Genomic DNA, 19,640 nt, shown 5'->3' on the forward strand with positions numbered 1-19,640 from the left:
AAGTGTTGTATCCGCGAGACCCTTAATTGACAGTTGCTTACAGTTACCTCAAAGATAAGCCGGGGAGTGAAACTGGTTTAACAACAAGGGGTAGCTATGGCACCAAAAAAACAGGTTCTGGCAATCGCAGTTGCATCACTTTTCACCAATGCCGCATGGGCGCAGGAAGCGCCCGCCGGCGAAACCGCGACGGTGGTGGTGACCGGTACCCGGGTCTCCAACCGCACTGTGCTCGACACCACCGCACCGGTGGACGTCATCAGCGCCGACAGCATCAAGAATGCCGGTGTGCCGGAAGTGACGCAAGCGCTGTCCGTGGCGCTGCCTTCATTGAATTTTCCGCGTCCGGGCCTGGCCGACGGTACCGACACCATCCGCCCGGCCACCCTGCGCGGCCTGGCGCCCGACCAGACCCTGGTGCTGGTCAACTCCAAGCGCCGCCACACTTCATCGCTGGTGAACCTGAATGGCACTATCGGCCGCGGTTCGGCAGCGGTGGACATGAATACCATCCCGGCCGGTATTGTGAAGACCATTGAAGTGCTGCGCGATGGCGCGTCCGCACAATACGGCTCTGACGCGATTGCCGGCGTGATCAACGTGCGCCTGCGCACCGATCGCACCGGCGGCGAAGCCAGCGTGAGCTATGGCCGTCGCGATACCGAGTACAACTTCAATCCAGGCACGCCGCCGGCCGGCGCCACCTGGGGCGTCGAAGATTCGCGCAAGCGCAAGGACGGCAATACGCTCAATCTCAGCCTGTGGAAGGGCATGGAGCTGGGCGAGAGCGGCTTCCTGACTCTCGCGCTGGAGCGCAAGCGGCAGGATCATACCGAGCGTTCCGGCTGGGACGTACGCCAGCAATATCCGCTGGTAAACGGCGCCTTCGATCCGCGCGAAGCGAACTTCAACCGCTTCAACGCCTGGTACGGCGAGCCTGAGCTGACGCAGAGTACCTTCTTCGCCAACGCCGGCTACAACCTGGCAGGCGGCGTCAAGCTGTATGGCTGGACCAGCTACCAGGACCGCGATGCGCGTTCGGGCGGCTTCTTCCGCCGCGCCCAGCAGGACAACAATACGATCGAGATTTATCCAAATGGCTTCCTGCCGATCATCGCGCCGGCAGTATCGGACTTCAGTGCCGCCTTCGGCGCCACCTGGACCGCCGGCGAGTGGGACATGGATGCATCCGTGACTTACGGCGACAACCGGATGGACTTCACCATCGAGAACACGCTGAACCGTTCCCTTGGCCCGTCCTCCAAGACTGTCTTCGATGCAGGCGGTTTCAAGTACGACCAGCTCACCTTGAACCTGTCTGGCGTGCGGCAGTACGAAGTAGGCCTGTCGTCGCCGCTCAATGTGGCCGTTGGCGCGGAAGCGCGTCGCGAAGGCTACGCACTGCATGCAGGCGAGCCTGACTCCTGGCGTAACGGTGGAGTGACGCTGCCGCCGCTGCCGCCGCCGGCGGCGCAAACGCCACGGCCTACGGCTTCCGGTTCGCAGGTCTTCCCAGGCTTCCGTCCGAGTGATGAATCGGATGCCAACCGCAAGGCCTACTCGGTATATGTCGACGTGGAAGCGAACCTGACGCAGAACCTGTTGGCATCGGCCGCAGTGCGCGGCGAGCATTACACGGACTTCGGCAACAACTGGTCGGGCAAGCTGGCGGCCCGCTACAACTTCTCGCCATCGTTTGCACTGCGCGGTTCGGCGCAAAATGGTTTCCGCGCACCGTCGCCGCAGCAGCAGTTCTTTACCTCCACGGCGACCAACTTCGTTGGCGGCGTGCCATACGACATCACCACCTTCAAGCCTAGTGATCCGGCTGCAGTGGCGCTGGGCGCCAAGCCGCTCGATGCCGAAAAGTCGACCAACTTCTCGCTGGGCGCGGTCGGCAAGATGGGCAAGGCCAGCCTGACGGTGGATGCGTTCCAGATCAAGATCCGTGACCGCATCGTGTTGTCTGAGAACCTGCTGCAGGACAATGTGCGGAACTACCTGACATCGCTGGGCTTCATCGGCATCGGCGGCGGGCGCTTCTTCATCAACGGCGTGAACACGACGACGCGCGGCGTGGACGTGGTGGCCAACTATCCATGGAATGCAGGCAACGTGGGCAAGTTCGACTTCACTCTGGCGGGCAATTACACCAAGACCGAAGTGACCAAGGTGCCGGTGACTGCGCAATTGGCCGCGCTGAATCCTGCGCCCCCGCTGTTCGACCGCGTGAACGTGCTGACCTTTGAACATGGCACGCCGCAGACCAAGTTCACGGCCAGCGTGAACCATACGCTGGGCAACTGGAGTGGCACCTTCCGCGCCACGCGCTACGGCAAGGTGTTGCAACCGGATGCGAATCCGGCACGCGATCACTGGATGACGCCGAAGACTTTGGTTGACGTGGAAGGGCGCTACAAGATCACGCAGCGCCTGACTGCAGCGCTGGGTGCGGAGAACCTGTTCGACCAGTATCCGGATCCGTATCCAGCGTTGTTGAATGGCACCGGCAATGCGCCATATTCCAATTACTCGCCGTTTGGCCGCTCGGGGCGCTTTGTCTATGCACGTTTGAACTACGCGCTTTAACCCAGAAGCCGCGGATCGGATAGGCGGCAGTTACACCGGAGAGATGATGGGCATCGGCGATATTGAACTATCCCGATGCCCATTTAATTCTTACGCGCCCGCCCAGGGCAGGCCTGCCTTGCACCAGCCGCCCACGTTCTTGCGGTGGCCTTCGGCATCCTTGTCGCCTTCGAAGCCTTCCAGGATGTCGTAGCACTGGGTGTAGCCGGCCTCGGTCGCCGCCTTGGCCGCATGGCGCGAACGCACGCCAGAACGGCACAGGAACACAATCACTGTGTCCTTGCCAGGCACCGCCGCCGCCAACTGGCCCAGGAAGTCAGGATTGGGCGTCCCGCCCGGATAGACGTTCCACTGCGCCGCATGATGCTGCTCGGCCGGAATCGCCACGCGCCCCACCCAATCGCGCTCGGCATTGGTCCGCACATCGACCAGGCGCACATGCGGATCGCATTTCAGCAGCTCGTATGCCTCATGCGGGGTCACCGCACCGGCATAGGGCAGGGAAGTGTCGCGTTTGCGTGCACGGTCGAGGATTTCGGCGGTGGAACTCATGGTTTTTCCTTTATGATGACTGCACCACAACGATGCATTTGCTTCAATTGGTGCAAATATGCACCACAGTGGTGCGGTAATCGGCAGATGCACCCGCATGGTGCGCCTTTTGCGTGTTGGTAGCATGGAATTGGCTGGCATGATACCTGCTTAATGTACCACCAGCGTTCGCCGCACCCAAGTGGTCGCGGCAGTTTTTTCACTTAGGAGATATGTAATGGCACTGACCGCCGCAGACGTTCTGAAGATGGTACAAGAGCACGAAGTCAAGTTCGTGGACTTCCGTTTCGCCGATACCCGTGGCAAGGAACAGCACGTAACCGTGCCTGTGTCCCATTTCGACATCGACAAATTTGAATCGGGCCACGCTTTCGACGGTTCTTCCATCGCCGGCTGGAAAGGCATTGAAGCTTCCGACATGATCCTGCTGCCGGATCCTGCGACCGCCAACATCGACCCATTCTTCGAAGAAACCACCCTGTTCATGCAGTGCGACGTGATCGAACCGTCGGACGGCAAGGGTTACGACCGCGACCCGCGCTCCATCGCCAAGCGCGCTGAAGCCTACCTGAAATCCTCCGGCCTGGGCGACACCGCCTACTTCGGCCCAGAGCCAGAATTCTTCATCTTCGACTCCGTGAAGTGGAAGATCGACATGTCCGGCGCCATGGTCAAGATCGACTCCGACGAAGCTTCGTGGTCGACCGACAAGGACATCGACGGCGGCAACTCCGGCCACCGTCCAACCGTGAAGGGCGGCTACTTCCCAGTGCCTCCAGTCGACTCCTTCCAGGACATGCGCTCCGAAATGTGCCTGATCCTGGAATCGATGGGCATCCCGGTCGAAGTGCACCACCACGAAGTGGCCGGCGCCGGCCAGAACGAAATCGGCACCAAGTTCTCGACCCTGGTCGAGCGCGCCGACTGGACCCAGAACCTGAAATACGTAGTGTGGAACGTTGCCCACTCCTACGGCAAGACCGCTACCTTCATGCCTAAGCCAGTGGTTGGCGACAACGGCTCGGGCATGCACGTGCACCAGTCGATCTGGAAAGACGGCAAGAACCTGTTCGCCGGCGACGGCTATGCCGGCCTGTCCGACTTCGCGCTGTACTACATCGGCGGCATCATCAAGCACGCCAAGGCACTGAACGCGATCACCAACCCAGGCACCAACTCGTACAAGCGCCTGGTGCCAGGCTACGAAGCTCCAGTGAAACTGGCTTACTCCGCACGTAACCGTTCGGCTTCGATCCGTATTCCACACGTGGCCAATCCAAAAGGCCGCCGCATCGAAACCCGCTTCCCGGACCCGCTGGCCAACCCATACCTGTGCTTCGCTGCACTGATGATGGCCGGCCTGGACGGCGTGCAGAACAAGATCCACCCAGGCGAAGCAGCGTCCAAGGACCTGTACCACCTGCCACCGGAAGAAGATGCACTGATCCCAACCGTCTGCGCATCCCTGGAAGAAGCCCTGGATCACCTGAACAAGGACCGTGAGTTCCTGACCCGCGGCGGCGTGTTCACCGATTCGATGATCGATGCCTACATCGAACTGAAGATGACCGAAGTGACCCGCATGCGCCAGACCACTCACCCGGTCGAGTTCGACATGTACTACTCCCTGTAATCAGGGGACGATTGTCGGAATTAACCGGCAGTCAACAAAAACGCGAGGCCAGCAGCTTGCTTTCCTCGCGTTTTTTTTCGGATGTTGTATAGTCGGGGCATGAACACTCGCACTCTCGTATTACATGGGCTGGCGTTGCTGGCCGTGAGTGGCGCAGCGCAGGCGCAGCAAATTTTTCTCTGCGTGGATGCCGATGGCCGCAAGGAACTGACCGATACCCGCAAGGGGAAGAATTGCAAGACGCTGGACCTGCCGGGCGCCACCATTCCCGCGCCGGGCGGCGCGCGCCGCGGCTCGACGCCGTCCGCACCTGCCATAGCGCCAGCCAACTTCCCGCGCGTGGAAAGCTCGGAGCAGAAAGCCCGCGATGCGGACCGCCGCGCCATCCTGACCGATGAGCTCAACACCGAAAACCGTAAGCTGGCGGATTTGCGCAAGGAATTCAACAACGGCGAACCTGAACGCCGGGCCGACGAGCGCAACGCCGCCAAGTACCAGGAGCGCGTAACTGGCCTGAAGGACAGCATCGCGCGTGCGGAATCGAACGTGGAAGCGCTGAAGCGCGAGCTTGCCAATATAAAATGACCCCAGACAGCCCTGCCAGCATCCGGCCCGCTGAACTGGCAGGGCTGGACCTGCTGGCATCGGCCGTTGTCATCGTCGATGGCGGCGGCCATATCCTGTACCTCAACGCGGCTGGCGAAAACCTGCTGGAATCGTCGCTGAAAGCCCTGGCGCGCCAGCCGCTGGGCGGCCTGTTTGCAGCGCCGCTGGAGCTTGAGAACATCATCGCGCAGGCGCGCGAGCACAAATTCTCCGACGTACGGCAAGAGCTGGTGCTGGAACGCAGCGGGCGTGAAGCGCTGCACGTGCACATCATCGCCAGCGCGCTGGACGAGCCGGATGGCGCCGTGATGATCGAGCTGCGCGAGATCGTGCAGCAGATGAAGCAGGACCGCGAAGAACGCCTGATGGACCAGAGCCAGGTCAACAAGGAGCTGATCCGCAACCTGGCGCACGAAATCAAGAACCCGCTGGGCGGCATCCGCGGCGCTGCCCAACTGCTGGAAATGGAACTGCCGCCGCTGCACCTGACGCAGCTGCGCGAATACACCCAGGTCATCATCAAGGAAGCGGACCGCCTGCAAACGCTGGTGGACCGCCTGCTGGCGCCGCACCGCCGGCCGCACATCGTGGGCGACGTCAATATCCACGAAGTGCTGGAGCGGGTGCGCAGCCTGATCCTGGCCGAATTCCCGGTCGGGCTCACCATCCGCCGCGACTACGACGCTTCCTTGCCCGAATTCCGCGGCGACAAGGAGCAGTTGATCCAGACGGTCCTGAACATCGCCCACAATGCCGCGCAAGCGCTGGCGGCGCGCATCGAGCAGGGCGATGCCGAGATCATTTTCCGCACCCGTGTGGCGCGCCAGATGACGCTGGCGAAGGTGCGTTATCAGCTGGCATTAGATTTGCATATCATCGATAACGGACCGGGCATCCCGCCCCAGATCCGCGACCGCATTTTCTACCCGCTGGTGTCGGGCAGGGATGGCGGCAGCGGCCTGGGACTGACGCTGGCGCAAACCTTCGTGCAACAGCACATGGGTGTTATCGAATGCGAAAGCAGGCCTGGTCAAACGGACTTCAGAATCTTATTGCCTTTGCCTTGATCGGAATACATGAAACCAATCTGGATAGTTGACGACGACGAATCGATCCGCTGGGTGCTGGAGAAAGCCCTGGCGCGGGAGAACCTCGCAACGCGCAGCTTTGCCAATGCGCGCGATGCGGTCGCCGCGCTGGAACATGAGACGCCGCAGGTGCTGGTGTCGGACATCCGCATGCCGGGCGACTCCGGCCTCGACTTGCTGCAACTGGTGAAGCAGCGCCATCCCGGCCTGCCGGTGATCATCATTACCGCCTTCTCCGACCTGGATTCCGCCGTGGCGGCCTTCCAGGGCGGCGCCTTTGAATACCTGGCCAAGCCCTTCGATATCGACAAGGCGGTGGAGCTGATCCGCCGCGCGCTGGACGAAAGCCTGCGCGAGTCGAGCATCGAATCCGGGCCGGCCGATACGCCGGAAATCCTGGGCCAGGCGCCGGCCATGCAGGAAGTCTTCCGCGCCATCGGCCGCCTGTCGCAATCGAATGTGACGGTGCTGATCACCGGCGAATCCGGCACCGGCAAGGAGCTGGTGGCGCGCGCATTGCACAAGCACAGCCCGCGCGCCGAGCAGCCCTTCATCGCCATCAATACGGCGGCGATTCCGAAGGACCTGCTGGAATCCGAATTGTTCGGTCACGAGCGCGGCGCCTTCACCGGAGCGCAGACCACGCGCCGCGGCCGTTTCGAGCAGGCCGAAGGCGGCACGCTGTTCATGGATGAAATCGGCGACATGCCGTTCGACCTGCAAACGCGCCTGCTGCGCGTGCTGTCGGACGGGCACTTCTACCGCGTCGGCGGCCATTCGCCGCTGAAGGCCAATGTGCGCGTGATCACGGCCACGCACCAGAACCTCGAGCAGCGCGTGCGCGATGGCTTGTTCCGTGAAGACTTGTATCACCGCCTGAACGTGATCCGCCTGCGCTTGCCCAGTTTGAGGGAGCGGCGCGAGGATATCCCTATCCTGGTGCGCCACTTCCTGGTGCAGAGTGCGCGCCAACTGGGCGTGGAAGCCAAGCGCATGAGCGATTCGACGCTGGCGTTCTTGCAGCAGCTTGAGTTGCCGGGCAATGTGCGCCAGCTGGAGAACCTGTGCAACTGGATCACCGTCATGGCGCCGGGCCAGACGGTGGAAGTGAAAGACCTGCCGCTGGAACTGACGCAAGGGCAGGAGAGCGCCATGCATGCCGCCGTGCCGGCCGCGGCCGAAACCGCGATGCCGCAGCACCACGGCACAGTGCAGCCCTTGGCGCCACCGCCATTGGCTGCATCGCCGGAAGGCTGGCTTAGCCTGCTGGAACTGCAGGCGGCCGGCATGCTGAGCAGCGGCCAGCAGGACGTGATGGACGTGCTGGGTCGCCAGTTCGAATCGGCCCTGATCCGCACCGCGCTGAAGTACACGCACGGGCGCAAGAACGACGCCGCGATCCGGCTTGGCATCGGGCGCAATACCATCACGCGCAAGATTGCCGAACTGGGCATCGACGGCGCCAAGGATGACTGAAACCGGTAAGGCGGTGTCAGGCACAAGTGCCTGACACCGGTCCGCGGCGGCCGCGTGCGGGGTCAGGCCCTGCGGGCCTGACCCCGGTTTACCGGTTTTCAGTTATGCTGCGGGCTTGGAAATTTGAGGAGCCTGCATGCTGATTAACTGCGTCGCCTACCAGGATGGGCGCAAGCTGGCTGATATCCCGGTCGAGGACATCAGCGATTACGTGGCGCGTCAAGACGCCTTCGTCTGGGTCGCCCTGCGCGACGCTTCACGCGCGGAACTCGAAGTGATGCAGGAAGAATTCGGCCTGCACGAACTGGCGGTGGAAGACGCCGGCCGGGGCCAGCAACGCCCCAAGATCGAGGAATACGGCGACTCCCTGTTCGTCGTGGTCAAGATGCTCGAGTTGCGCGAGGACGAGCTGCATGTCGGCGAAGTCGATATCTTCGTCGGCCCAAACTACGTCCTGTCCAATCGCTCCAATTCCACCAAGGACTTCCTTGGCGTGCGCGCCCGTGCCGAGCGGGAACCGCACCTCTTGCAGCAAGGCTCCGGCTTCGTGCTGTACGCGCTGATGGACGCTGTGGTCGACCGCTATTTCCCGATCATCGACACGCTGGAAGTCGAACTGGAAAAGATCGAAGAGCGCATCTTCATCCGCGGTTCGCAGCAGGACAATATCGAGCGGCTGTATGAGCTCAAGCGCAAGGTGATGACGGTGCGCCACACCGTCGCCCCCTTGCTCGATGCCATTGGCAAGTTGCACGGCGGCCGCGTGCCGGCGGTCTGCCGGAATACGCAGGAATATTTCCGCGATGTCCACGACCACTTGCTCCGCATCAACTCTGCCCTCGATACCATGCGCGAGACCATCGGCACCGCAATCCAGGTCAACCTGTCGATGGTGGCGCTGGAAGAAGGCGAGGTCAACAAGCGCCTGGCCGCCTGGGCTGCAATTTTCGCCGTCTTGACCGCCTTCGCCGGCCTGTGGGGCATGAATTTCAAGCACATGCCCGAGCTGGACTGGCGTTTCGGCTACCCGGCGGCCCTGACCTTGATGGCTGTTGTTTGCGGCGCATTGTATCGACGCTTTAAGAAGGTGGGCTGGCTGTAGCGGTATATAATTTTCAATAAACAACCTCTGGTGGGGCTGGGCATGGTTGATGACGCAATGTTGTTCGACGATGATGAAACGCCAGCCCCGGCCGCGTCCCTCCCGCCCTGGGAGATCCTGGTCGTCGATGACGAGCAAGCGGTACACCAGGTCACCGAGCTGGTGATGTCGGACTTCGAGTTCGACGGCCGCCGCGTCCATTTCTCCCATTGCTATTCCGGCAGCGAAGCGCGCGCGCACCTGGCCCGGCCCGGCCAGTTTGCCCTGATCCTGCTCGACGTCGTGATGGAGTCCGAGCACGCCGGCCTGGAGCTGGTGCGCTATATCCGCGAAGAGCTGGGCGACCGCAACGTGCGCATCGTATTGCGTACGGGCCAGCCTGGCCAGGCGCCGCAGGCGCTGGTGTTGAAAACCTACGACATCAACGATTACCGCGAAAAGACCGAGCTGACGCACGCCAAGCTCAGCACCGTGTTCTATTCCGGCCTGCGCGCCTATCGCGACCTGATGCGGCTGGAGCGGGCCCGCCTTGGCTTGCGGCGCTCGATCGACGCCATCACCCATGTCTGCGATTCGGACAACCTGCGCCACTTCTGTTCCGCAGTACTGGAACAGGCCTCGGCATTGCTGGGCCGGCAGGCGGAAGGCGTCTGCGCCAGCCGCATGAATGCCTACGCTGCGGCGCGCCAGCCAAGCCGCCTGCAGGTGCTGGCGGTGACCACGGCCTACGCCGACCTGGCCCTGGAGGAAACGCTGGACCATTTGCCGGCGCAGGTGCGCGATGCCTTCCTGCGCTGCATGGCGGAGCAGGCCGACCATTATGGGCCGCGGTACTACGCTTGCTACTACCGCACGCGCGACGGCAACGAGAGCTTGCTGTACATGTCTTTCAGCGAAGCGCTGGAAACAGAGGAGCGCGAACTGCTTGGCCTTTTCTCGGCGAATGTCGCCATCACCTACGAACGGCTGCTGGCGCGCGAGGAACTGGAGGCGACCCAGGAAGCCATCATCCACATCCTTGGCCAGGCGCTGGAAAGCCGCTCGGCAGCGTCCGGCGGCCATGTGGAACGCGTGGGCGAGATCGCCGCCATGCTGGGCGCAGCGGTCGACATGCCGGAAGACGCCGTGCGCCAGCTGCGCCAGGCCGCCCCGCTGCACGATATCGGCCATGCCGGCATCCCGGACGAAATTCTCAACCTGCCCGGCCCGCTCGACGCGGCGCAGCGTACGCGCATGCAGGGCCATAGCGACATCGGCTGGCATATGCTGTCCTCTTCGACCCAGCCGGTCCTGCAACTGGCAGCGCGCATCGCCCACGAACACCATGAGCGCTGGGATGGCGCGGGCTACCCGCAAGGCTTGCAGGGTGCCGATATCAGCCTGGCAGCGCGCATCACCGCGCTGGCCGACTTCGTCGACGCCATGGTGAGCCCGCGCAGCTATCGCCCGGCGCATACGCTGCAGCATGCGCTGGATGAGGTGCGCGAGGGCAGCGGCAGCCGCTTCGATCCGGCATTGGCCAGCCTGCTGTTGCAGCATAAAGATGACCTGCAAGACCTGTACCGGCGCCACCCACCCCATTAGGAGCCCGTGATGGAATTATTCGACGCCAACGACGCGCGCACCCTGGCCGAAGCGGCGTTGCGCTCGATTACCGATTCCACTGCGCGTGCGCGCGGCGAGGAATTTTTCCGCGTACTGGTGCGCGACCTTGCGGCGGCGCTGGACGTGACCTATGTGATCGCGGGCCGCGTGATCCACATGCCGGACGGACAGGAAGGCATCCGCACCCTGGCCGTGTGGGGCGGCGAAGAGTTCCTGCCGAATATGGAATACAGCCTGGAGCACACGCCTTGCCACAACGTGACCGACCAGACCATGTGCTTCCACGGCTGCGGCATCCAGCAGGATTACCCGCTCGACACCCTGCTGGTGGACATGAAGGCGGAAAGCTACGTCGGCATGCCGATGGTCGATACCGAGGGCAAGACCCTGGGCATCCTGTCGGCCATCGACACCAAGCCGATTGATGAAAACAGGCGTCTGCTGGCGCTGTCGCTGCTGTCGATCTTCGCCGCGCGCGCAGCGGCCGAGCTGCAGCACCAGGACCGTGAGCACCTGCTGGAGGAAAAGGTCTCGCGCCGCACCGAGGCCCTGCGCGCGGCGCAGGCCAGCCTGGTGGAGCAGGAAAAGCTGGCGGCGCTGGGCGCGCTGGTGGCCGGCGTGGCGCATGAGGTGAACACGCCGGTGGGCGTGGCGCTGACCGCCGCATCGGCCATGAGCAGCTATACGGCGCAACTGGTGCAGGCATTGGAAGCGCCGAAAGTGAGCCGCTCCGACCTGGTCAACCTGGCCGCGCGCTTGAACGATGCGGCAGCGCTGATCGAGCAGAACCTGCACCGCGCCGCCGCCCTGATCGGCAACTTCAAGCAACTGGCAGTGGACCAGGGTACCGAGCATGTGAGCACGCTGGCGCTGAAGGATTATGTGCAGGGCGTGGTGTCGGCGCACAGCCCGGAATTGCGCAAGGCCGGCATCAAGGTGGAGGTGGAGATCGACCATCTGCTGCGGCCACGCCTGCCGCCCGGGAAGTTCTCGCAAGTGCTGTCCAACCTGCTGATGAACGCCGCGCGTCACGCCTACCCGGATGGGCAGGGCGGCACGGTGACCGTTCGCGCCAGCACGGCCGACGGCTGGCTGGAGATGGACTTCATCGACCAGGGCGTGGGACTGGCCCCCGGCGTGAGGGAAAGGATTTACGAGCCCTTCTTCACCACCAAGCGCGGGCAGGGCGGCTCAGGACTCGGCATGCATATTGTCTACACCATCATGCAGCAGATGGGCGGCGCGGTGGAAGTGCACAGCAAGCCCGGGCAAGGCTGCCGCTTCCACCTGCAGATGCCGTTTGAAGTCAGGACTTCTCCGCCGCCTGCATAGACAGCGCCACCGCTTCCGCCACCTTGATGCCATCCACGCCGGCCGAGAGGATGCCGCCGGCATAGCCCGCGCCCTCGCCGGCCGGGAACAAACCGCGCGTGTTCAGGCTTTGCAGGTCGTCGTTATTGCGCTTGATGCGGATCGGCGAGGAGGTGCGGGTTTCCAGGCCGGTCAGCACGGCATCGTGCTTGAAGTAGCCCTTGACCTGCTTGTCGAAGGCCGGGAAGGCTTCACGCAGCGCGACCACGGCGTAGTCCGGCAAGATGGTGGCCAGGTCGGTCCAGGTGATGCCGGGCTTGAAGGAAGGGACTACGGCGCCAACGTCGCTCGACGCGCGGCCGGCCACGAAGTCGCCCATCAACTGGCCCGGCGCATTGTAATTGGAGCCGCCCAGCACATAGGCCTTCTCTTCCAGGCGGCGCTGCAGTTCGATGCCGGCCAGCGGGTGGCCAGGGTAGTCTTCCTCAGGGCTGATCGACACCACGATGGCGCTGTTGGCATTGCGCTCGGCGCGCGAGTATTGCGACATGCCGTTGGTGACCACGCGGCCCGGCTCCGAAGCGGCCGCCACCACGGTGCCGCCCGGGCACATGCAGAAGCTGTATACCGCGCGGCCATTGCTGGCGTGATGCACCAGCTTGTAGTCGGCCGCGCCCAGGATAGGATGGCCGGCATTCGGGCCGAAACGGCACTGGTCGATCAGCGATTGCGGGTGCTCGACGCGGAAGCCGATCGAGAACGGCTTGGCCTCGATGTAGACGCCGCGCTGGTACAGGGTTTCGAACGTGTCGCGCGAGCTGTGGCCGATGGCCAGCACCACATGATTGGTTGCGAGATATTCGCCGCTGGCCAGGTGCAGGCCGCGCATCTGGCGCACGCCGCTTTCCTCGCCGATGTCGAAATCGGTCACGCGCTGCTCGAAGCGGATTTCACCGCCCAGGGCGGTGATTTCCTCGCGCATGTTTTCCACCATCTTCACCAGGCGGAAGGTGCCGATGTGCGGCTTGCTGACGTAAATGATTTCTTCCGGCGCGCCGGATTTGACGAACTCGGTCAGCACCTTGCGGCCATAGTGCTTGGGATCGCTGATCTGGCTGTACAGCTTGCCGTCCGAAAAGGTGCCCGCGCCGCCTTCGCCGAACTGCACGTTCGATTCAGGGTTCAACACGCGCTTGCGCCAGAAGCCAAACGTATCCTTGGTGCGCTCGCGCACGGTCTTGCCGCGTTCGAGGACGATAGGCTTCAGGCCCATCTGGGCCAGGATCAGGGCGGCGAACAGGCCGCATGGGCCCATGCCGATGACCACCGGGCGCGGCTGCTTGCCGTCGGCGTTGACGCCATGCGCGACGAACTTGTAAGCCATGTCCGGCGAGACCATCAGGTGCTTGTCGTCGGCGCGCTTGGCCAGGATGCCGGCATCGTCCGTGGTTTCCACATCGACCGAGTAGATCAGCGAGATGTTGGACTTCTTGCGCGCGTCATAGCTGCGTTTATAGACGGTAAAGCCCAGCATCTGCTGCGGTGAAATCTTTAGGCGGGCCAGAATGGCTTTGGCCAGCTCCGGTTCTTCGTGGTTGAGGGGGAGCTTGATTTCGTTCAGTCGCAACATGGTGGTCTTTCTCTCTCGGATGGGGCGCGCAACGGGCCCAAAGGCGACATTTTACCCGCTTCCTCCAGATTGATTTGTGTTGGTTGCACGCCATAAGGCTTTGCCGATTCGCCGCCGCCTTCCTGGCGACTCCGGCACAATCCGCTTTTTTCATTATTCATTGCTGAATTGACATGCTTTGATTCACAAGCCGCACCCGGCGGCGAGTACAAAAAACAGAGAGTCAAAGAGGAAACGATGATGAAAGAAACCATCCTGTCGCGTTCAGTGCGACTGATGTTCATGGCCGGCCTGGGCGTTGCAGTCCAGCCGGTGATGGCTGAGGAGAACATCCAACGGGTCGAGATCACCGGCTCGGCAATCAAGCGCGTTGCAGTGGAAGGCGCGCTGCCGGTGCAGACCCTGTCCAAGGCGCAGATCGAGCAGACCGGTGCCACCACGGTGGCCGACCTGGTAGCAACGCTGCCGTCGATGCAGGGCTTCGTGACGTCGTCGGCGTCGATCAACGGCGGCGGTGGCGGGGTGCAGACGGCTTCGGTGCATGCCATTGGCACCGGCTACACGCTGGTATTGCTGAACGGCCGCCGCATTGCACCTTACAGCTCGGGCTCCGCGGTCAACCTGGCCTCGATCCCGCTGTCGGCGGTCGAGCGGGTCGAGATCCTGACCGACGGCGCTTCGGCCCTGTACGGTTCCGACGCGATTGCCGGCGTGGTCAACTTCATCCTGAAGAAAAACCAGACCGACGCAAACATCGAGCTGACCTACAACCGGCCCACCAAGGGCAGTGCAGGCTCCACCTCGAACGTGGCCATTTCCAAGGGCTTTGGCGAGCTGGAGAACGATGGCTTCAACGTGCTGCTGGCCTACAGCCACGACACGCAGAAGGAGCTGAGCGCGAGCGACCGCCGCTTCTCGGCGCCGGGTGGGGTGCATGCCTTCGGCGAGGGCGGCAAGGCCTATTCGCTGTATCAGGTATCGGCCAATTCGATCCCGGGCAACGTCAATGCGCGCACCAGCAACGGCAATGTGCTGTTCAATCCAAGCCTGATCAATACTGGCGCCTGCGGCGCGCCGAACACCTTCAAGGTGGGCGACCGCTGCATGTACAACTACGGTTCGGTGGTCGAACTGTTGCCGGAACTGAAACGCGACGGCCTGTTTGCCTCCACCAACATCAAGCTCAATGCCGATTGGACCTTCTTTGCCGAAGGCCTGTATTCGAAGTTCACCAGTACGGCACGCTATGCGCCGCCGGCCCAGCCGCTGTCGTTGGATATCAATTCCGCGCTGTACAAGGCCAACGTGGTGCCGGCGCTGGTCAAGCTTGGCGTGGACCCGGCGACGGTGAATTCCGCCACCATGAGCTTGCGCCTGGTCGATGCGGGAGGCCGTACCGACGACTGGAAAACCGAAGCGAGGCACCTGGCGCTCGGCGTCGAAGGCCGGTTGGGCGGCTGGGACCTGACCGCCTCGTACACGCATTCCGAAACCAAGGCGGAAGACCACGCGGTAGCTGGCTACACCAGCAGCGACAAGCTGGACGCATTGATGGCCTCCGGCGCCTACAACCCCTTCATTGTGCCGACTGAGGAAACGCGCGCCGCGCTGGCTTCTGCCGTACTGCACCAGCAACTGGATGAAACCACCTCGAAGATCGATGTCGTGAACCTGCGGGGCTCGCGTCCGGTATTCGAGGCGCCGGGAGGGGCCGCCATGCTGGCTTTGGGCGGGGACTTCCTGCGCCAGAAATATGTTTACGATCCAAGCGCGATCACCATGGGTGCCAACAGCCTGCAGCCGAACTTTACCGATAGCCCGATCGGCGGCATCTCCGGCTCCTTGCCGACCGATGCCTCGCGCAAGAACTGGGGCGCGTTCGCCGAACTGGTTGTGCCGGTGATGAAAGGCCTGGAGCTGACTGGCGATGTGCGCTATGACAGCTACGACGCGGTGAAGGACAGGATGAACTTCGACAGTACCGGCAAGCTGGTCGCGCCGGGAACCAAGGGCAATGAGGCCAGCAAGACCACCTACAAGCTGGCCGCGGCCTGGCGTCCGGCCGATTCCGTGCTGGTGCGCGGCTCATACGGCACAGGCTTCAAGGCGCCGGTGATGACCGATATCACCAACCCGCTGCAAGGCGGCGGCTCGTCGAATGCGCATCCATGCCCGATTACGTCAGGTCCGCTGATGCCGCTGTGTAACGGCACCTCAGAATATAACCTGCTCAGTGGCGGTAATCCGTATTCCGGCGCCACCGGCTTGAAGCCGGAGACTTCGAAACAGGCTTCCATTGGCTTGCGCGTGGAGCCGATGCGCGAACTGTCCATTGGTTTCGATTTCTGGGATGTGAAGATCAACGACCAGATTTCCAAGTTGCCGGAGAACGAAGTGTTCAACAATCCGGCCAAGTATATGGGCCTGTTCGTGTCCTACTACGACCCGATCCAGAAGCAGGATACGCTGGCCGCTGCGCTGACGCCATTTAACCTGGCCAAGTCGCACTACCAGGGCATCGACTGGGACCACACCTACAAACTGGGCAAGCTGGCGTTCAACTGGACCGGTACTTATATGAAGAAGGCCGATTTCCAGACGCTGGCGACCGACCCGGTCGAGAACAGCGTGGGGCGTTTCGATTCGTATAACTCGGTGACCTTCCGCTGGATCAGCAAGGTGGTGGCGAGCTGGAAGCAGTCGGATGTGCTGACGCATTCGCTGACCGGGGTGTACAAGTCCGGCTATCACGATATGCCGATCAGCGCGGACAGCCTGGCGGTGCGGGATGAGGCGGGCAATTTCGTGGCGTCGAACCGCAAGGTGGATGATTACCTGGTGTGGGATTGGCAGACGCGCTATCGCTTCAATCCGAACCTGGTGCTGACTGGCGGCATCAAGAACCTGTTTGACCGTGAGCCGCCGTTCTCGCAGCGGATCGCGGGGGGCGGTAACCAGATGGGGTTTGATGCGCGGTATACCGATCCGCTGGGGCGGCAGGTTTATCTGGTGGGCAACTACAAGTTCTAAACCGGTAAACCGGGGTCAGACCCGCAGGGTCTGACCCCCAACGGTCTTGAAGCCTGGGTTGGGTTCGAGGCTTTTGATCTTCGCAATAAGTCAAAGGCCTACAACCACCCCCGCGGCAGTTGAGTCGACCGGGTCTGACCCTGCGGGTCAGACCCGGGTTTACTGGTTTTCAGATCCCGCCCCAGGCCGCAGACAGGATCGATACCGCCGCTAAAGCCGCCGTCTCTGTCCGCAAGACCCGCGGCCCGATCGACAAGGGCAGGACCCCATGCCGCAAAGCCTCAGCCTCCTCCTCATCGGAAAAGCCGCCTTCCGGCCCAACCATGATGCTGAGCGCCTGCGCCGGCTGGTGCCTTGCCCAATTGGCCAGCGACTCCGTCGCGCGCGGGGTCAGGATCACGCGCTTGTGCAAATCCTGCCGCGCAATCCACTCGCGGAACTCGAGCGGCGCCGCCACCGATGCCAGCCGGTTGCGTCCGCACTGCTCGGAAGCCGACACCACGATCCCATTCCAGTGTTCCAGCTTCTTCTCCGCCCGCTCGGCCGACAGCCGCACCACGCAGCGCCGCGCCGCCAGCGGCTGGATGCCGGCCACGCCCAGTTCCACCGCCTTCTCGATAATCCAGTCCATCTTCGAGCCCTCGGGCAACGCCTGGGCCAGGGTCACGGCAAACGGCAGTTCCGCTTCGCGCGGGTCGAAGACCTTGATCTCCGCCCAAGCTTTCTTTTTTTGCACATCTGTCAACACTGCCGTATACTCGCCGCCATCGCCATTGAACAAGGTCAACGTGTCGCCCGGCTCCATGCGCACCACGTTGATATGGTGGGCAACGTCGGCTGGCAGCTCCAGTTGCTGGCCTGCGGCAAAGGGCTGTTGCACGTGGAAACGGGGCATATGGTCACTTCGGAAAGGTTGAAATGCACCAATTTTAAGCGTTGCTGTCACGCTCTGGTAAAATATCGGGTTCCATAGGCGGCGTCTGCCGCAGTGCACCAAATACTCAACCTTCCTCGAACTACGATGAAAACTTCGCTCCCTTTCACCAAAATGGCCAACGCGATCCGTGCGCTGGCAATGGACGCTGTGCAGAAGGCCAATTCCGGCCACCCAGGCATGCCAATGGGCATGGCTGAGATTGCCGTAGCACTGTGGAGCGGTCATCACCGCCACAACCCGACCAACCCAGCCTGGGTCAACCGCGACCGCTTCCTGCTGTCCAACGGCCACGGCTCGATGCTGCACTACGCGCTGCTGCACCTGTCGGGTTACGACCTGCCGATGGAAGAGATCAAGAATTTCCGCCAGCTGCACTCCAAGACTCCGGGCCACCCGGAAGTGGGCTACACCCCAGGCGTGGAAACCACCACCGGCCCGCTGGGCCAGGGTATCGCCAACGCGGTCGGCATGGCGCTGGCTGAGTGGCTGCTGGCATCCGAATTCAACAAGCCAGGCTTCGACGTGGTCGACCACTACACCTACGCCTTCATCGGCGACGGCTGCCTGATGGAAGGCATCTCGCACGAGGTGTGCTCGCTGGCCGGTACCCTGGGCCTGAAGAAGCTGATCGCCCTGTACGACGACAACGGCATTTCCATCGACGGCAAGGTTGAAGGCTGGTTCACCGACGACACGCCTAAGCGTTTCGAGTCCTATGGCTGGAACGTGATCAAGAACGTCGACGGCCACGACGTGGCAGCGCTGTCCGCAGCCATCGAACAAGCGAAGAAATCCGACAAGCCAACCCTGGTTTGCTGCAAGACCATCATCGGCAAGGGCTCGCCAAACCTGCAAGGCGGCGACAAGGTGCACGGCGCACCGCTGGGCGACAAGGAAATCGCCGCAGTGCGCGAGTACATCTCCTGGGGCGCCGAGCCGTTCGACATTCCTCACGACGTGAAGGAAGCGTGGGACTTCAAGGAAGAGGGCGCGAAATTCGAAGCCAGCTGGAACGAGATGTTCGCCAAGTACTCCGCCCAGTACCCAACCGAAGCTGCTGAACTGACCCGCCGCATGAAGGGCGAACTGCCAGGCAACTTCCAGGCAACCCTGGACGCCGCCATCGCCGCCTGCGTCGAAAAGAAAGAAACCATCGCCACCCGCAAGGCATCGCAGAACGCAATCCAGGCCCTGGCGCCAATCCTGCCTGAATTCCTGGGAGGCTCGGCCGACCTGACCGGCTCCAACCTGACCAACTGGAAAGAATGCATCGCCGTTCGTTCCGGCGTGCCGGGCAACCATATCAACTACGGCGTGCGCGAGTTCGGCATGTCCGCCATCATGAACGGCGTTGCCCTGCACGGTGGCTATATCCCGTTCGGCGCGACCTTCCTGACCTTCGCCGACTACAGCCGCAACGCGCTGCGCATGGCCGCGCTGATGAAGCAGCGTTCCCTGTTCGTGTTCACCCACGACTCGATCGGCCTGGGCGAAGACGGCCCGACCCACCAGTCCGTGGAACATGTGTCCTCGCTGCGCCTGATCCCCAACCTGGACAACTGGCGTCCGGCCGACACCGTCGAATCGATGGTCGCATGGGGCGAATCCGTAAAGCGCGCCGACGGCCCGTCGACCCTGATTTTCTCGCGCCAGAACCTGCCGTTCATCGAGCGTTCCGCTGAAGTCCTCGCCAACGTCGCCAAAGGCGGCTATGTGCTGTCCGACGAAGCCGGCGCTAAGGCCATCCTGATCGCCACCGGTTCCGAAGTGGAACTGGCCATGAAAGCCGCCGCCGAACTGAAGGCAGCCGGCACCCCGGTACGCGTGGTTTCCATGCCGTCGACCGACGTGTTCGACCGCCAGGACGCAGCCTACAAGGCATCCGTGCTGACCAAGGGCCTGCCACGCGTGGCGATTGAAGCGGGTGTCACCGCCTTCTGGTACAAGTATGTCGGCCTGGAAGGCGCGGTGGTTGGTATCGACACCTTCGGCGAATCCGCACCGGCTGGCGTGCTGTTCAAGCACTTCGGCTTCACCGTCGACAATGTTGTGGCAAAAGTCAAAGCAGTCATCTAATTTCT

General features: G+C 62.5%; 13 protein-coding genes. 10 read left to right on the plus strand and 3 right to left on the minus strand.

The window, feature by feature from the left end:
• Nucleotides 1-96: 96 nt before the first annotated feature.
• Nucleotides 97-2,589 carry a TonB-dependent receptor plug domain-containing protein gene (locus tag ACN9MW_RS08440; protein WP_426169735.1) on the plus strand — a complete coding sequence of 831 codons (2,493 nt, stop codon included), beginning with the start codon at nt 97-99 and terminating at the stop codon, nt 2,587-2,589.
• A 90-nt stretch (nt 2,590-2,679) separates the two neighbouring features.
• Here the strand turns inward: ACN9MW_RS08440 and ACN9MW_RS08445 are convergent, their stop codons facing one another.
• Nucleotides 2,680-3,141 carry a rhodanese-like domain-containing protein gene (locus tag ACN9MW_RS08445; RefSeq protein WP_426169737.1) on the minus strand — a complete coding sequence of 154 codons (462 nt, stop codon included), beginning with the start codon at nt 3,139-3,141 and terminating at the stop codon, nt 2,680-2,682.
• Nucleotides 3,142-3,358: 217 nt separating this feature from the next.
• Here ACN9MW_RS08445 and glnA point away from each other — a divergent pair, with 217 nt between their 5' ends.
• The 7 genes from glnA to ACN9MW_RS08480 all read left to right on the plus strand — a co-directional run bounded on the left by glnA (nt 3,359) and on the right by ACN9MW_RS08480 (nt 11,983).
• Nucleotides 3,359-4,774, plus strand: a complete 1,416-nt coding sequence (gene glnA / locus ACN9MW_RS08450; RefSeq protein ID WP_090437322.1) for a type I glutamate--ammonia ligase — start codon at nt 3,359-3,361, stop codon at nt 4,772-4,774.
• A gap of 99 nt (nt 4,775-4,873) precedes the next feature.
• Nucleotides 4,874-5,359: a DUF4124 domain-containing protein gene (locus tag ACN9MW_RS08455; RefSeq protein WP_426169741.1), complete on the plus strand. Its 486-nt coding sequence runs from the start codon at nt 4,874-4,876 to the stop codon at nt 5,357-5,359.
• Nucleotides 5,356-6,447, plus strand: a complete 1,092-nt coding sequence (gene glnL / locus ACN9MW_RS08460; RefSeq protein WP_426169744.1) for a nitrogen regulation protein NR(II) — start codon at nt 5,356-5,358, stop codon at nt 6,445-6,447. The genes ACN9MW_RS08455 and glnL overlap by 4 nt, the downstream gene beginning before the upstream one ends.
• Nucleotides 6,448-6,456: 9 nt before the next feature.
• On the plus strand, nt 6,457-7,944 hold the full coding sequence (gene ntrC / locus ACN9MW_RS08465; protein ID WP_426169747.1) for a nitrogen regulation protein NR(I): 1,488 nt from the start codon (nt 6,457-6,459) through the stop codon (nt 7,942-7,944).
• 136 nt (nt 7,945-8,080) lie between these two features.
• On the plus strand, nt 8,081-9,046 hold the full coding sequence (gene corA / locus ACN9MW_RS08470) for a magnesium/cobalt transporter CorA (protein ID WP_426169749.1): 966 nt from the start codon (nt 8,081-8,083) through the stop codon (nt 9,044-9,046).
• Nucleotides 9,047-9,088: 42 nt separating this feature from the next.
• On the plus strand, nt 9,089-10,630 hold the full coding sequence (locus ACN9MW_RS08475; RefSeq protein ID WP_426169751.1) for an HD domain-containing phosphohydrolase: 1,542 nt from the start codon (nt 9,089-9,091) through the stop codon (nt 10,628-10,630).
• A gap of 9 nt (nt 10,631-10,639) precedes the next feature.
• Complete coding sequence (locus ACN9MW_RS08480; protein WP_426169753.1) at nt 10,640-11,983, plus strand: sensor histidine kinase; 1,344 nt, start codon at nt 10,640-10,642, stop codon at nt 11,981-11,983.
• On the opposite strand, the gene ACN9MW_RS08485 is transcribed toward ACN9MW_RS08480, so the two are convergent.
• Nucleotides 11,958-13,592: an NAD(P)/FAD-dependent oxidoreductase gene (locus ACN9MW_RS08485; RefSeq protein ID WP_426169755.1), complete on the minus strand. Its 1,635-nt coding sequence runs from the start codon at nt 13,590-13,592 to the stop codon at nt 11,958-11,960. The two genes, ACN9MW_RS08480 and ACN9MW_RS08485, sit on opposite strands and share 26 nt — an antisense overlap.
• Nucleotides 13,593-13,829: 237 nt before the next feature.
• On the opposite strand from ACN9MW_RS08485, the gene ACN9MW_RS08490 reads away from it, so the two are divergent.
• Complete coding sequence (locus ACN9MW_RS08490; protein WP_426169758.1) at nt 13,830-16,622, plus strand: TonB-dependent receptor; 2,793 nt, start codon at nt 13,830-13,832, stop codon at nt 16,620-16,622.
• A gap of 169 nt (nt 16,623-16,791) precedes the next feature.
• On the opposite strand, the gene ACN9MW_RS08495 is transcribed toward ACN9MW_RS08490, so the two are convergent.
• Complete coding sequence (locus ACN9MW_RS08495; protein ID WP_426169760.1) at nt 16,792-17,517, minus strand: 16S rRNA (uracil(1498)-N(3))-methyltransferase; 726 nt, start codon at nt 17,515-17,517, stop codon at nt 16,792-16,794.
• Between the two features lie 126 nt (nt 17,518-17,643).
• Between ACN9MW_RS08495 and tkt the strand changes: the two genes are divergently transcribed.
• Nucleotides 17,644-19,635 (plus strand): transketolase, encoded by a 1,992-nt coding sequence (gene tkt, locus ACN9MW_RS08500; protein WP_426169762.1) that lies wholly within the window; start codon nt 17,644-17,646, stop codon nt 19,633-19,635.
• The last annotated feature ends 5 nt before the right edge of the window (nt 19,636-19,640 follow it).

The sequence above is a fragment of the Pseudoduganella sp. R-34 genome (assembly GCF_049904655.1).
Taxonomy (GTDB): Bacteria; Pseudomonadota; Gammaproteobacteria; order Burkholderiales; family Burkholderiaceae_D; genus Rugamonas.

Bases quoted from the DNA above. Each gene is read 5' to 3' on its own strand.
- ACN9MW_RS08490 (WP_426169758.1), top strand. From the start codon at position 13,830: ATGATGAAAGAAACCATCCTGTCGCGTTCAGTGCGACTGATGTTCATG.
- tkt (WP_426169762.1), top strand. From the start codon at position 17,644: ATGAAAACTTCGCTCCCTTTCACCAAAATGGCCAACGCGATCCGTGCG.
- ACN9MW_RS08495 (WP_426169760.1), bottom strand. From the start codon at position 17,517: ATGCCCCGTTTCCACGTGCAACAGCCCTTTGCCGCAGGCCAGCAACTG.
- glnA (WP_090437322.1), top strand. From the start codon at position 3,359: ATGGCACTGACCGCCGCAGACGTTCTGAAGATGGTACAAGAGCACGAA.
- ntrC (WP_426169747.1), top strand. From the start codon at position 6,457: ATGAAACCAATCTGGATAGTTGACGACGACGAATCGATCCGCTGGGTG.
- ACN9MW_RS08475 (WP_426169751.1), top strand. From the start codon at position 9,089: ATGGTTGATGACGCAATGTTGTTCGACGATGATGAAACGCCAGCCCCG.
- ACN9MW_RS08445 (WP_426169737.1), bottom strand. From the start codon at position 3,141: ATGAGTTCCACCGCCGAAATCCTCGACCGTGCACGCAAACGCGACACT.
- corA (WP_426169749.1), top strand. From the start codon at position 8,081: ATGCTGATTAACTGCGTCGCCTACCAGGATGGGCGCAAGCTGGCTGAT.
- ACN9MW_RS08485 (WP_426169755.1), bottom strand. From the start codon at position 13,592: ATGTTGCGACTGAACGAAATCAAGCTCCCCCTCAACCACGAAGAACCG.
- glnL (WP_426169744.1), top strand. From the start codon at position 5,356: ATGACCCCAGACAGCCCTGCCAGCATCCGGCCCGCTGAACTGGCAGGG.
- ACN9MW_RS08480 (WP_426169753.1), top strand. From the start codon at position 10,640: ATGGAATTATTCGACGCCAACGACGCGCGCACCCTGGCCGAAGCGGCG.
- ACN9MW_RS08455 (WP_426169741.1), top strand. From the start codon at position 4,874: ATGAACACTCGCACTCTCGTATTACATGGGCTGGCGTTGCTGGCCGTG.
- ACN9MW_RS08440 (WP_426169735.1), top strand. From the start codon at position 97: ATGGCACCAAAAAAACAGGTTCTGGCAATCGCAGTTGCATCACTTTTC.